This is a genomic window from Streptomyces sp. NPDC043996 (genome assembly GCF_056435225.1).
Genome location: NZ_JBWKEY010000004.1, coordinates 338,508 through 351,065 on the forward strand (window position 1 = coordinate 338,508; position 12,558 = coordinate 351,065).

General features: G+C 74.1%; 9 protein-coding genes. 1 reads left to right on the forward strand and 8 read right to left on the reverse strand.

Annotated features, from left to right (window positions below; all coding sequences use genetic code 11):
• Positions 1-80: 80 nt before the first annotated feature.
• Positions 81-635, forward strand: coding sequence for a DM13 domain-containing protein (locus tag AC07A4_RS12345; protein WP_478596588.1), 555 nt, complete (start codon positions 81-83; stop codon positions 633-635).
• A 17-nt stretch (positions 636-652) separates the two neighbouring features.
• Here the strand turns inward: AC07A4_RS12345 and AC07A4_RS12350 are convergent, their stop codons facing one another.
• The 8 genes from AC07A4_RS12350 to AC07A4_RS12385 form a co-directional block, all read right to left on the reverse strand.
• Positions 653-1,180 (reverse strand): EF-hand domain-containing protein, encoded by a 528-nt coding sequence (locus AC07A4_RS12350; protein WP_478596591.1) that lies wholly within the window; start codon positions 1,178-1,180, stop codon positions 653-655.
• 218 nt (positions 1,181-1,398) lie between these two features.
• Positions 1,399-1,707 (reverse strand): hypothetical protein, encoded by a 309-nt coding sequence (locus AC07A4_RS12355; protein WP_478596593.1) that lies wholly within the window; start codon positions 1,705-1,707, stop codon positions 1,399-1,401.
• A gap of 196 nt (positions 1,708-1,903) precedes the next feature.
• On the reverse strand, positions 1,904-7,108 hold the full coding sequence (locus tag AC07A4_RS12360) for a trypsin-like peptidase domain-containing protein (RefSeq protein WP_478596595.1): 5,205 nt from the start codon (positions 7,106-7,108) through the stop codon (positions 1,904-1,906).
• Positions 7,089-7,511, reverse strand: coding sequence for a CU044_2847 family protein (locus tag AC07A4_RS12365; RefSeq protein ID WP_478596596.1), 423 nt, complete (start codon positions 7,509-7,511; stop codon positions 7,089-7,091). Before AC07A4_RS12365 ends, AC07A4_RS12360 begins: the two co-directional genes overlap by 20 nt.
• A 137-nt stretch (positions 7,512-7,648) precedes the next feature.
• The gene (asnB, locus tag AC07A4_RS12370) at positions 7,649-9,493 is read right to left on the reverse strand and encodes an asparagine synthase (glutamine-hydrolyzing) (protein ID WP_478596598.1); all 1,845 of its coding nucleotides are present in this window, start codon (positions 9,491-9,493) and stop codon (positions 7,649-7,651) included.
• Positions 9,494-9,578: 85 nt separating this feature from the next.
• Positions 9,579-10,001 (reverse strand): aspartate 1-decarboxylase, encoded by a 423-nt coding sequence (gene panD, locus AC07A4_RS12375; RefSeq protein ID WP_478596600.1) that lies wholly within the window; start codon positions 9,999-10,001, stop codon positions 9,579-9,581.
• A 129-nt stretch (positions 10,002-10,130) separates the two neighbouring features.
• The gene (locus tag AC07A4_RS12380; RefSeq protein ID WP_478596602.1) at positions 10,131-11,549 is read right to left on the reverse strand and encodes an aldehyde dehydrogenase family protein; all 1,419 of its coding nucleotides are present in this window, start codon (positions 11,547-11,549) and stop codon (positions 10,131-10,133) included.
• A 13-nt stretch (positions 11,550-11,562) separates the two neighbouring features.
• Positions 11,563-12,528, reverse strand: coding sequence for an alpha/beta hydrolase (locus AC07A4_RS12385; protein WP_478596604.1), 966 nt, complete (start codon positions 12,526-12,528; stop codon positions 11,563-11,565).
• Positions 12,529-12,558 lie beyond the last annotated feature (30 nt).

The following is a 12,558-nucleotide window of genomic DNA, read 5'->3' on the forward strand; positions in this document are numbered from 1 at the left end:
CATCAGATTCCGGGAGTGCCGGACACCCGGTCAGCCGTCGTACAGGACGACAGCACACTCGACCGGTACGGAGGCACGGCATGGGACGCGTACGGAGCGCACTCGGCAAGCGGTGGGTGATCACCGTGCTGCTCACGGCCACGGTGATCGCGGGAGCGGGCCTGTACTGGTTCCAGCCGTGGAAGCTGTGGGTGGACGAGACCGTACGGGACCCGTTCCCCGTGGCGGCGTCCTCGGCGCCCTCGGCTCCCGGCCGGGACGGGGCGTCGGCGCCGACCAAAACGGAGAGTCTGGCCAAGGGCGAGCTGATCAGCCACGAGCACGAGACCAGCGGAAAGGTCAGCGTCCTGCGCCTCGCGGACGGCACCCGCGTCCTGCGTCTGACCGACCTCGACACGAGCAACGGGCCCGCCCTGCGGGTGTGGCTCTCCGACGCGGAGGTGAAGCCGGGCAAGGACGGCTGGCGCGTCTTCGACGACGGCCGGTACGTCAACCTGGGCGAGCTCAAGGGCAACAAGGGCGACCAGAACTACACGCTGCCCGCCGACGTCGACCTCGACCGCTACCGCAGCGTCTCCATCTGGTGCGACCGCTTCGACGTGTCCTTCGGCGCCGCCGAGCTGACCCGCGTCTGACGGTGATCCCTGTCGGGCTACTCAACGGCTCCGTACGCCGCGGCCATCGTCGAGGTGCCCGTGGTGACGAAGTCACGGATTCCCGTGAGGTAGGTGTCGCGGTCGACGTACCCGTCGTGATCGGCGTCGAGGGCGTCGAAGGCCGCGCCGACGTCCGTGCCCGCGTTGCCCGCCGCCACCCGCAGGCGTACGAACTCGTCCTTGTCCAAACGTCCGTCGGCGTCGAAGTCGGCGATGTCGAACAGCGAGCCCAGGGCGGGCCGACAGGACCGTTCGAAGCTGTCGTGGCCCGCCCACGTCCGGTACTCCTCGAAGGTCACGCGGCCGTCGTGGTCGCCGTCCATGTCGTGCCAGACGTCTTCATGGGCGGTCCGCGCGGCGGTGACGACCGGGTGGTGGGCGTCGCGGCCCAGGGCCGCGGCCACGCGGTCGACCCTGGCGAGGTACTCCGCTGGGGAGATCACCCCGTCACCGTCCACGTCCAACATGGCGAAGATGCGGCGCTTCGCCGCGTCGGACGCCGCGGCGACACTCGCCTCTGCCATCCCGCTCACCCCTGATCACCCGTGCTCTCTCGTGCTCGCTCACGCTCTCGTGCGACCCCGTCGCCCGCGGCCGATCGGATCACACGCGGCGCTCGATGAGCACGCACGGCGTGGAAGGTTCACCCGTCAGGGTGGCCCGGTGAGGGGGGATGAGCGGGCTTCGCGTACGTCGTGCGCGCGCCGTACGGGTGTGACGTCGTCCGCGCGCCGCGCGGGTGTCAGGCCCCCGTGGCGGGGGAAGGGGACGCGGGCCTGCGCAGCAGCCACTGGCCGAGCGTCCGGCGCGAGGGCCGCACCACCACGCGGCCGTGGGCCTTCTGGCCGACCAGTTCCACGCGCAAGGCCATCCGCGGGCCGGGGTCCGCCGGAGCCTGACGGTGCGTGAGCTCGCGGTGCGCCAGCCGCAGGCCGTCCGCATCGACCACGACGCCCGGCCTCGTGACCAGCGTCAGGGTCTTGCCGACCATGCCCACGTCGATCCGCAGGGTGTCGTGCGTGATCACCGCGTCCGTAAAATCGAGCGTCACGTCGCAGAACGTCACCGCGAGCTCCGGTCCCGCCGACCGTGGTCGGCACGGGCGGCAGATCGGCGGTGAGCACGACCAAATCGCCCAAGGCGCGCGCCAGCAGGGCGACTTCCAGGCGCTCGTCCAACTCCTCCGCGCGCCGGACAGCACCGAGTCCGCGGCGTACGACGCCCGCGCGCCGCGCCGACGGAGGCGGTCACCGGTGCCGCAGCGCCCAGCGCACCTCCGCCGCCCCCGGGTGCTCCTCGAGGTGCTGCGCCTCGGTCAGCTCGGCCGCGAGGGCGCGGTCGGCCGCCGCCCGCTCCGGTGCCGCGGCGGCGCGGATCAGCAAGCAGCCGATGTACGGCAGCGACTCAAGGGCCGGGTTCTCGGCCCGGGCGGTCTCCCACAGGCGTACGGCTTCCTCGGCGGTCTCGCGTGCCTCAGCGGCCTCGCCCCGCTCCAGGTGGATCAGGGCCCGCACCGCCCGGGCGCGGGCCAGGCGGGTCCTGTCCGGCGGTTCCAGGGCGCGCAGTTCGGCCGTCGCCCGCTCGGTGTCCCGTACGGCGCCGTCCAGATCGCCCAGGTGCCAGCGCACCCAGCCCCGCTGCACGCGCAGTTCGACGCCGTCGGCCAGCGCCTCGTGGTGGGTTCCCGGGTCGCGGCCGTCCCACTCCCGCAGGGCCTTGCGGGCGTGGCGCAGGGCTCCCTCCCAGTCACCGGCGAGTCCGAGGCAGCTGGACAGGCTCATGCGGGCGCCGACCCGCTGCGGCAACAGCAGCGCGGCCGTGCGTTCGGACATCCCCTTCAGGGCCTTCAGCGCCCGGGTGAAGGCGTCTTGGGCCTCCGTGGCGAGGCCGGGCACGTGCATCCGGGCGAGGCCGCGGGCCCGCTCGGTCTGGAAGCGGAGGTAGGCGGCCGTGTCGGGCAGCAGCCCGTCCACCTGCCCGGCGTACCGGGCCGCTTCGGCCAGGTCCTCCGCCGCCGCCATGGCCGCGCGCCACCGCCCGTCGCCCAGGAGCAGGAACACCCGGCGATGGAGGTCCGCGACGTGGGCGAGCCGCCGGTCCGGGGCCGCCGCGAGCGAACGACGGTCCCAGGCGATCAGCCGGTCGAGGACCGCCAGCGCCCCGGCCCTGCGGCCGAGTTTCTCCAGGACGAGGGAGTGTCGGCGCATCCCCTGCACCGCGAGCACGTGCTGGACCGACCACTCCGCGTCCGCGAGATGGGCCACCACGTCGCCGTACTCGCGGTACATCGCGTCCGCGCCTGCCAAGTCCCCGCGCAGTTCGCGGATCTGCCCGGTGTGGGCGAGGGCGAGGGACAGCTGGAGCCACCACGTCCGGTCGTCGGCGTAGGCGGCGCGGGCCGCGGGCAGGGCCCGCGCGAGTGCCTCCTCGGCCACCTCCGGCCGCTCCAGCGCGAGCGCCGCGCTCGCCACTTCCACCCGTGCCTTGGTCACGCCGCGCGCCGGGAGGTCGGCCACGGGATGGCGGTCGTAGGCGGCCACCGACGCCTGGGCAAGGCGCAGGCTCTCCACGTACCGGCGCGTGCGGGCGTACTGAAGGCCCAGGCTGCCCAGCAGATGCCCCAGTTCCGCCTCGCCGGTCAGACCGGTGGCCCGCTCCCAGTGCGCCCGGCACGCCGTCAGCGCCTCGTCCGCCGCCTTCTCGCCGTGGGCGACGCACACGCCGTAGGGCACGACCAGGCGCACGGTCGTCCAGTACGCCGTGAACTCCTCGCCGGGGCCGAGGCCAGCGAGCTCGGTTTCGGCGTCCGCCGCGCAGGCCAGCGCCGCCTCGTCGTCGGTGCCGCACAGCGCGAACGCCCGTTGCGCCAGGAGCCGTCCCAGCCAGGCCCGCACCTCTGGGTCGCCGGGCGCCGCGGCCCGCTCCGCGCGCAGCACGGGCAGGCCCTCCTCGGTGTACCGCAGCGTCGACGGGGGGTCGAAGCAGCGGAAGGCGACGGTGGCGGCCACGGACAGCGTCCGGGCCAGCTCGTGACGCGCGCCGTGCAGCGCCTCCCCCGCCGTCAGGTCCCGCAGCCCCTGGACCGCGCGGACGGCGTAGGGCAGCGCCCGCGCCGGTTCCCCGTTCCGGTCGATGGCCTGCGCGAGCACCAGGTCGGTCTCCGGGGCGAACAGCGCTGCCGCCGCTCCGCCCTCGTCGATCAGCCGCCGGGCCACCTGCGCGGCGGCCCCGGCCTCGCGCGGGGCGCCGCGCGCGAGCTGGATCCGCGCGAGTTCGTAGTGCCCTGTGAGTTTCAGCACCGGTCCGGCCGCGGAGCCGCCGTCGAGGGACTCGGCCACCTCGACCGCCGTGAGCGCGCACTGAAGCGCGCCGTCCAGATCCCCGTAGTCCTTCAGGACGTCGGCGCGGCTGTGCAGCGCCTGTGCCAGGGCGGCCGTCGCGAGCGGACGCGCGGCGCCGTCCTGTGACGTCTCCGAGGCCACGGCGACGGCCGCCTCCGAAAGGCGCAGCGCCAGCTCGCGGCTGCCCTCGGCCATCTGCTCGCACAAGGCGGCCTGTTGGAGGGCGTTGGACAGCAGCAGGGGGCGTGCGACCACGGTGCGGGGCAGCCGCCGAGCCGTCTCGACCGCCTCCAGCGCGGACTCCCGCGCGAGGTGCGGGGGTCCTGTCAGCATGCGCGCGCCCACCCGGGACCCCAGCACCAAGGCGAGCGGCAGGAGGATCTCCTGCTCGTTGAGGACCTCGGTGTCCCGCAGGACGCGCAGGCTCTCGTCGAGCACCTCCAGGGCCGCCGCTGGACGGCCCTCGAGTGCCCACCGCTCCACACTGGCCGCGCGCAGGACGGCGAGGTTGACCCGGGCGACCTGATCGGTGGCCGCCAGGGCGGACAGGTCCGCGGCGGCCTGTGCGGTGAACTCCTCGGCCTGGTCGGCGAGTCCCAGGTACGGCAGGACGGCCGCGAACTCGTACAGGCGCTCCAGCGCCGAGGGGTGTACGGCGGTGCCGGGGTGCCTGTGCCATACGTCCAGGGCCGCCCGTGCGGCCGTGAGGGCGTCGGCGGAGCGGTTGGTGAGCAGGTACAGGCGGACCTGGGACAGATGGCAGCCCACCAGGTGCGGGGCCGCCGTCTCCGGATCCTCGTCGTACCAGGCGAGATGCAGGGCGAGCGACTGCGCCCGCGCGGCCTCGGCCAGCTCGTCCTCGCCGGTGAGGCAGGCGAGGCGCACCAGTTGGAGCAGGTGGTCCGACACCTGTTCCGGCGTCAGGGTCAGCAGGTTCTCCCGCCACAGCCGGAGGGACGTGGCGTGCGTCCACAGGCACGCGTCCAGCAGGTTGCTCGGCTCGTCGTAGCGCAGCAGGGCCCGAGTGATGCGGCGGAAGACGCGGAGGTCGAACTGGCCCCGGCCGTCAGTGCGTTCGAGCGCGTCGCGCACGGCACGTCCCATGGCCGCGCCGGAGCGCGCCGCCTCGTGGACGGCCAGCGGCAGCCGCCGTCGGGGGTCCTGGCAGATGAGCTCCACCAGGAGGTCGTGGGCCTCCGGGGCGTGTTCGGCGCTGCGGCCCAGGACGCCGAGCGCGCGTCCCAGGCGCTTCTTGGGCAGGGCCGCGAGGGCGGCCACGAGCGGCTCAGGGTCGTCACGGCACAGGTCCGCCACCAGGAGCTCGGCGACCGGGTCGGGCTGGATCGCGGGCCAGTGGTCGTCGCCGTCGCGCGCGCCGGTCTCGTACAGCTGGTGCAGCCATCGGGCCGTGCGCCGCGCGCGCCCGGGTCCGAGGTCCAGGGCCGCCCGCAGCAGGGCGGCGCCCTGCTCGCGGTCGCGGGCTCCGGTCACCGCGGCGAGGGCGACAGCGGTGCGCCGCAGTCCGGCGGGCAGCGGGGTGCCTTCCGCGCCGATCAGGGTGCGCTCGGTGAACGCCCAGTAGGCCGCCTCGTGGGCGAGGAGCTCCCGGAAGGCGTTGCCGGGCGCGCCGCCCACGTCCGGCCCGTCCCAGCCGAGCACCCGGACGACGGCGGCCGCGTGCACCTGGAGCAGGGTGGTCCCCTCGGTCGGCGGCGCGAGTGGGCCCGGCCGCGCGGGCAGGCCGAGCAGGTCCGCGAAGACGGCCACGGCGCGCTCGTACTCCCGCCGCGGGTCGACGAGGGGCGGCAGCGCGCCGAGGCGGATGTGCCGCCCGTCGGTGTCGAGGGCGGTCAGCGGGCGCAGCGCGGAGTCCAGCTGCTCGCTCAGCTCCCGGAGCAGGTGCCGTTCCTGGCGGGCGAGGACCAGCAGCCGGACCGGGCGGCGGGTGCGCTCGGCGGCCGCAGCCAGGGCGGTGGTGAGCGCCACGAGCGCCGGATGGTCCTCCCCGTAGTCGACGATGAGCAAGGCGGGTTCGTCCAGTGCCTCCAGCGCGTCGGTCAGCGGGCCGATCCAGGCCATCGGCGCGGCCAGTTGGGCGGGCCGCGGGACCATCCCGGTGATCCAGCCCCGGTCGTCCATCGTGCGGGCCAGTTCCACCGCGAGCCGCGACTTGCCCACGCCTCCCGGTCCTGTGACCAGGGCCAGGGAGAACGGCTCCGGCTGCGCGCACCAGGCCGCGAGGCGGTCGTGCTCGGCGTCGCGGCCGCCGAAGGGCACCAGGCACAGGCTCGGGAGCAGCAGCTGGGCCCGGCTGTAGGAGTCGGGGGCGGTGGCCTCGGCGCGCACCCGCAGGGCGTCGTCGGGCCGGTGGGCGGGGCGCAGGAGTTCGGCCAGGCGGGGCACGAGCGACCTGCGGCGGGCCGTGCGCCAGGCGGGGTGGGTGGGGTTCCGTGCGGTCAGGGAGGCCAGTTCCTGGCGCAACGTGTGGGTGGACGCCAGACCGGCGAGGGGCACGGCCCAGCCGCCGGTGCTCAGGAAGTGGCCGTCGCGCGCCATCCTCATCACGGCGACCACGCGGCCGGTGCGCAGGTTGAGCACCGGTCCGCCGCTCATGCGCTCGACGATCGGCCGCCCGTCGAGTTCGAGGAGTTCGTGGCCGTCGATGTGGACGGTGCCTTCACCGACGTAGCCCATGGAGTGCAGGAGGGGCCCGGCACCCGGGGCCCCGTCGCCCAGGGCGCGGGTCCAGCCGAAGGCCAGCAGGTCGTCGCGGTCGCGTCCGGTGCGGGCCTGCCGCTCATCCAGCTCCACCCAGGGGTGGTCGGCCGCGTCGACGGCGACGTCGACGAGAGCCAGATCGGGCGGCGGGTTCAGGGAGGTGCCGCGCTGTGGCGGATAGCGGGTCCGTACGGTGGCCGTCAGCGGGCGACCCTCCAGGAACACCTGTGGATGGTCCTCGTTCGCCACGACGTGCGCGCAGGTCAGGACAAGGCCGGGGCCGACGAGGAACCCGGTGCCCTCGTCGCTCCGGCGACCGCTCCGCCCCCGGATCGACACCGTGCAGCGGGCGAGCAGGTCCAGGAGGGGGTCCTCATGCGGCCGGGGTGCCATCGCCCGGCCCTTCCCCGATCGTCGGCGATCCGTCGCCCCCGGCGGCCCCGGCGCCTCCGGCGGCTCCGGGCTGTGTCACGGCCGCGCCCGCCTTGGACCGCCACAGCGCCGTCACCGTGAACGTGGCCTTGCCACCAGCGCCGGTCACCAGACCGATCAGGCCACCGGCGTCGACCGCCACGTCGAGCCCGAAGGACACGGTGAGTTCGTCGGGCTGTGCCTGTCGTACGGATCCGCGCACCAGGTCCATCACGCCATGGATGCTCTTCTGCACCCCGTCGAGGCCGAACACCCGCCCCGCCCGCTCGACGGGCCCCCGGCCCCGGCTGGCGGTGATCAGCAGTTCGGTGCCGTCGGGCAGTACGGCCCGTACGACGTCACGGCCCAGCTCGTCCTCGTTCATACGCCCCCCACGCCGTATGTGACCGGGCCGCCACTATAGGTAGGCGCGGGAGGGCCCCGGCAGGCTTCGCGCGAATCGGTACGAAGGCCGGGGCCGCGGCCTTCGTACCGATCGCCGCCCCTGGCGCCCTGGGCCGGTCACAGGCGCAGCTGAGGGGAGTAGAGGTCGATCCAGGTGTGGAGGTCGAGGAACTTCTCCAGTGCGGCGCGCAGGGCCTGGGGGCGTGGGTGGTCGGCGGGTTGGACGGACGCGGCGCGGGTCGCCGCCGCTCGGTCGAACAGGGCGAAGACCTGGTGATCGGGTTCCGCCAGGGCCTCGCGCACCTGCTCCTGGAGCGCCGACACATAGCGCCGGTCCTGGGTCATCGGGTAGGGGCTCTTGCGTCGCAGGAGCACGCTCTCGGGCACCACGGGGCGTGCCGCGGCACGCAGCACGCTCTTCTCGCGGTCCTGTGCCGCGTGCAGGGACCAGGGGATGTTGAAGGCGTACTCCGCGATGCGGTGATCGCAGAACGGCACCCGCACCTCCAGTGCCACGGCCATGCTGAGCCGGTCCTTGCGCTCCAGCATGCCGGTGAGGCTGCGGGTCAGGTGCAGGTAGAGCAGTTCGCGTGAGCGGCGTTGGACGGGGCTCTCGCCGTCGAGCGCCGGGGTCTCGCGGACGGCTTCGCGGTAGCGGTCGACGGCGTATCCGGGCAGGTCGAGGACTTCCGCCACGTCGTGTGGCAGGAAGGCGCGTTCCTGGCGTGCCTGACCGAGCGCGGCCGTCAGCCAGGGGAAGCCCTCGCTCTCTCGTAGCGCGGGGTCGTGGAACCACCAGTAGCCGCCGAACATTTCGTCGGCGCCTTCCCCCGACAGCGCGACCGTGGACTGCTCGCGGATCGCGCCGAAGAGCTGGATCAGGGAGTGGTCCATGTCGCCGCGGCCGACGGGCAGGTCCCTGGCGCGCACGGCGGCCCGGCGCACAGCGGGGCTCGCGAGGTCACCGGCGTCGAGGACGATGTCGGCGTGGTCGGTGTCGAGGTGCTTGACGACCTCGCGTACGTACGGTGCGTCGGGGCTGACGTTGTGGTGGTCGGGCGTGAAGTGGTCGCTGTGGCCCTGGAAGTCCACGGAGAAGGTGCGCGGGCGCTCGCCGTGCGCGCTCAGCGCGGCGGCCGCGAAGCCGGTGATCGCGCTCGAGTCGAGCCCTCCCGAAAGGAGCAGGCAGCGCGGGACGTCCGCGACGAGCTGCTCGCGCACCGCGCCGCTGAGGAGTTCGCGGACGTGCGCGGTGGTCGCGTCCGCGTCCTCGGTGTGCGGGCGGGCGGTCAGGCTCCAGTAGGCGCGCTCGCGCACGCCGCCGCGGTCGACCGTCGCGAGGTGGCCGGGGCGCAGCTCCCTCATCCCGCGCCAGATCGCCGCGCCGGGAGTCTTCACGCCGAGGAGGATCTCGCGCAGCCCGTCGTGGTCGACCGCGGCCTCGACCGCCGGGTGCGCGAGGAGGGCCTTGGGCTCGGAGCCGAACACGACCCCGTCGGCCGTGCGGTAGTAGTAGAGGGGCTTGATGCCCAGGCGGTCACGGACCAGCAGGAGGCGGTCGGTGCGGCCGTCCCAGATCGCGAAGGCGTACATGCCCCTCAGGTGCTCGACGAGGCGGTCCCCCCATTCCAGGTAGGCCCGCAGCACCACCTCGGTGTCGCTCGCGGTACGGAAGGAGTGGCCGCGGCCGCGCAGGTGCTGCCGCAGGGCGACGAAGTCGTACACCTCGCCGCTGTAGGTCAGGGCCACCGGCCCGTCCGGCGTCGCCGCGGTCATCGGCTGCGCGCCGCCGTCGAGGTCGATGACCGCGAGGCGCTGGTGGCCGAGGGCGGCGTGCCTGCCGAGCCAGGTCCCCGAGGCGTCGGGGCCCCTCGTGCGCAGCGACCGGGTCAGCTGGATGACGGTCTCTTGCTGGTGGCTGAGGTCGGCGTCGAACGCGATCCATCCTGCGATGCCGCACATGAGGGGCTCGCCCTTTCGTCGTTCAGGGGTGGGTCCGGGACTCGTGCCGGGTGGTGGGGGCCAGGGTCGGTGGGAGCACGGCCCGTCAGTCGACGAAGAGGTGGTCGCCCCGGGTCATGTCGCTGCCGGGCGGCGGCTCGGCCGGGTCGGACCCCAGCGAGCAGATCTTGTTGTCCTGGTCGACGTGGACGACCCTGGGCACGAAGCGGGCCGCGTCCCCGTCCGGGACGTGCGCGTAGGCGATGATGATGACGAGGTCGCCGGGGCTGATCAGCCGGGCCGCCGCGCCGTTGATGCCGACGACGCCGGAGCCGCGCGGCCCCTCGATGAGGTAGGTGGACAGGCGGTTGCCGTTGTTGATGTCGACGATGTCGACCTTCTCCCCGGGCAGCAGGTCGGCCGCCTCCATCAGGTCCAGGTCGAGGGTGAGTGATCCGACGTAGTGCAGGTCGGCCTGGGTGACGGTCGCGCGGTGGACCTTGGACTTGAACAGGGTGCGGTGGTACATGGCTCTGCCTTTCTCGCAGGGGTGTGGTGGGCCGGATTCCGGGCCGATGGGCGTGGGAACGCGTCGTGCGGGGACGGGCGGTGGATCAGAGGAGGACGCACGGAGGTTCACGGGGGGACGGGCGGTGGATCAGATCTGTACGGCCTTGGTCTCCAGGAACTCCTCAAGGCCCGCGGGCCCGCCCTCCCGGCCGTTGCCCGACTGCTTGTAGCCGCCGAAGGGCGCGTTGGGGTCGAAGGGCGCTCCGTTGACCTGCACCTGCCCGGCGCGCAGGCGGTGCGCCACGGCGAGCGCGCGGTCCTCGTCGGCCGACCACACGGCCGCGGCCAGGCCGTACACCGTGTCGTTGGCGATGTTCAGGGCCGCTTCCTCACTGCCGTACGCCTCGATGGCCAGGACGGGGCCGAACACCTCCTTGTGGTGGAGGGCCATGGCCGGGGAGACCCGGGAGAGGACGGTGGGGCGTACGAAGAACCCCTGGGTCATGCCGGCGGGCGCTTCCTCGCCTCCGGTGACGAGTTCGGCTCCGTCCGCCAGGGCGCGCCTGATGTGTCCCCGTACGCGCTGGAGTTGCGCGGCGGACGCCAGCGGCCCCAGCCGCGTCCGCTCGTCCCCGGGGTCTCCCGGCGCCCAGCCCGCGGCGGTGTGGCGGGCCAGTTCCGCCACGTCGGCGAGGGCCTCGCGCGGCACGATCAGGCGGGTGAGGGCGGAGCAGGTCTGGCCGTTGTTGAGGAACGCGGACGCCATGACCGCGGGTACGACACGGGCCGGGTCGGCGTCGGCCAGCATGACCGCGGGGCTCTTGCCGCCCAGTTCGAGCGTCACCTTCTTCACGGTCCGCGAGGCCAGGGCGCTGACCCTGCGGCCGGTGTGCGTGGAGCCGGTGAAGGAGACCACGTCGACTCCGGGGTGCGCCGCCAGCGCCTCGCCCGTGCGCGGGCCACTGCCGCAGACGAGGTTGAACACGCCGGGCGGAAGGCCGACGGAGTCGATGACGTCGGTCAGCTCCCAGACGCTCAGGGGCGCGACCTCGCTGGGCTTGAGGACGACGGTGTTTCCGGCGGCGAGCGCGTAGGCGACCTTCGCGGCGGCCTGGTGGACGGGGTAGTTCCACGGGGTGATGGCCGCGACCACTCCGTACGGCTCGCGCAGCACGCGCGAGGGGCCCCGCTGGTACTCGAAGGGGTACTCAGTGGCCGTGTGGGAGGCGTGGCGGAAGCTGTTGACCGGCAGGGGGATCTGCACGGCCCTGGCGAAGGACAGGGGGCTGCCGACGTCTTGGGTGACCAGGCGGGCCACCGACTCGGCGCGGCGGTCGAGCTCCGCGGCGACGGCGCGCAGGTGCCCGGCCCGCTCCGCCACGGGTGTGGCCGCCCACCGGTCGGCGGCGCCGCGTGCCGCGCGCACGGCGGCGTCGACGTCGCGCGCGGTGGCGTCGGGCACGGAGGCGAGCGGCCGCTCGGTCGTGGGGTCGACGACGGTGAGCGAGCCGGTGTCGTGCGACGGCACCCAGGCGCCGTCGATGTACAGACGATCGTAGGCGGGCATGTGCGGCTCCTTCTCAGCTGGCGCTGCTGCGCGCCGCGTCCTCGACGGGGAAGCGGGCGTGCATCCAGCCGGTGATGTCGGTGCGTGCCTGGGCGGCGGCGGACGACTCGCAGAGCAGGAAGAACACGTGCAGCGAGCCGTCGTAGCGGCGGGCGGTGCTGGGGACACCGCTGGTGCGCAGGTGTCGGTCGTACGCCTCCGCCTCGTCCCTGAGCGGGTCGTACTCCGCGCTCAGGATGAGAGCGGGCGGAAGGTGCGTGTGCTCCGGTGCGAGCAGCGGGGCGGCGTAGGGGTTGCTCCCGTCCCGCGGCGATGGGAGGTACAGGTCCCAGAAGTGAGCCATGGCGGCACGGGTGTTGAGGTATCCCGTCGCGTACTGGCGGTAGGAGGCGAAGGGGGAGTCCGCGGCGGGGGCGAGGCTCGGGCAGATCAGCAGCTGCGCGCCGATCGCGGGGCCGCCCCGGTCCCGGGCCATCAGGCACACGGCCGCCGCCAGGTTGCCTCCCGCGCTCTCCCCCGCGACCACCAGGCGTCCGGCGTCGGCGCCGAACTCCTGGGCCCGCTCGGCGAGCGCGCCGACCGCGGCGTACGCGTCCTCGGCGGGGCCGGGGAACTGCGTCTCGGGGGCGCGCCGGTACTCGACGCTGGCCACGACGGCGCCGCTGGCGTTGGCCAGCTTCCGCAGCGGCCGGTCCAGCAGTTCCACGTCTCCGGCGGCCCACCCGCCGCCGTGGAAGAACACCATCAGGGGGCGCGGTCCTGGGCGCGGGCCCGGCCGGTAGACGCGGACCGGCAGCATTCCGGCCGGACCCGGCACCTGGGTGGCGGTGATCGACGCGACCGGCTCGGCGGGGCCTTGGGCCCCGCGCAGGCCGCCCATCAGTTCGCGGAGCGTGGGCACGTCGACCGATTCCAGGGGAGGCGTGCGCAGCCGGGCCAGCTGGTCCAGGAACGCCTCGGCTTGCGGGTGCAAGGGCATGGGGACTCCTACGGTGACCTCAGAGGGGGC

What these genes read in the sequence shown, in the direction of transcription:
- AC07A4_RS12365 (WP_478596596.1), bottom strand. Translation starts at nt 7,511, where the DNA reads ATGAACGAGGACGAGCTGGGCCGTGACGTCGTACGGGCCGTACTGCCC.
- AC07A4_RS12345 (WP_478596588.1), top strand. Translation starts at nt 81, where the DNA reads ATGGGACGCGTACGGAGCGCACTCGGCAAGCGGTGGGTGATCACCGTG.
- panD (WP_478596600.1), bottom strand. Translation starts at nt 10,001, where the DNA reads ATGTACCACCGCACCCTGTTCAAGTCCAAGGTCCACCGCGCGACCGTC.
- AC07A4_RS12350 (WP_478596591.1), bottom strand. Translation starts at nt 1,180, where the DNA reads ATGGCAGAGGCGAGTGTCGCCGCGGCGTCCGACGCGGCGAAGCGCCGC.
- AC07A4_RS12385 (WP_478596604.1), bottom strand. Translation starts at nt 12,528, where the DNA reads ATGCCCTTGCACCCGCAAGCCGAGGCGTTCCTGGACCAGCTGGCCCGG.
- AC07A4_RS12380 (WP_478596602.1), bottom strand. Translation starts at nt 11,549, where the DNA reads ATGCCCGCCTACGATCGTCTGTACATCGACGGCGCCTGGGTGCCGTCG.
- asnB (WP_478596598.1), bottom strand. Translation starts at nt 9,493, where the DNA reads ATGTGCGGCATCGCAGGATGGATCGCGTTCGACGCCGACCTCAGCCAC.
- AC07A4_RS12360 (WP_478596595.1), bottom strand. Translation starts at nt 7,108, where the DNA reads ATGGCACCCCGGCCGCATGAGGACCCCCTCCTGGACCTGCTCGCCCGC.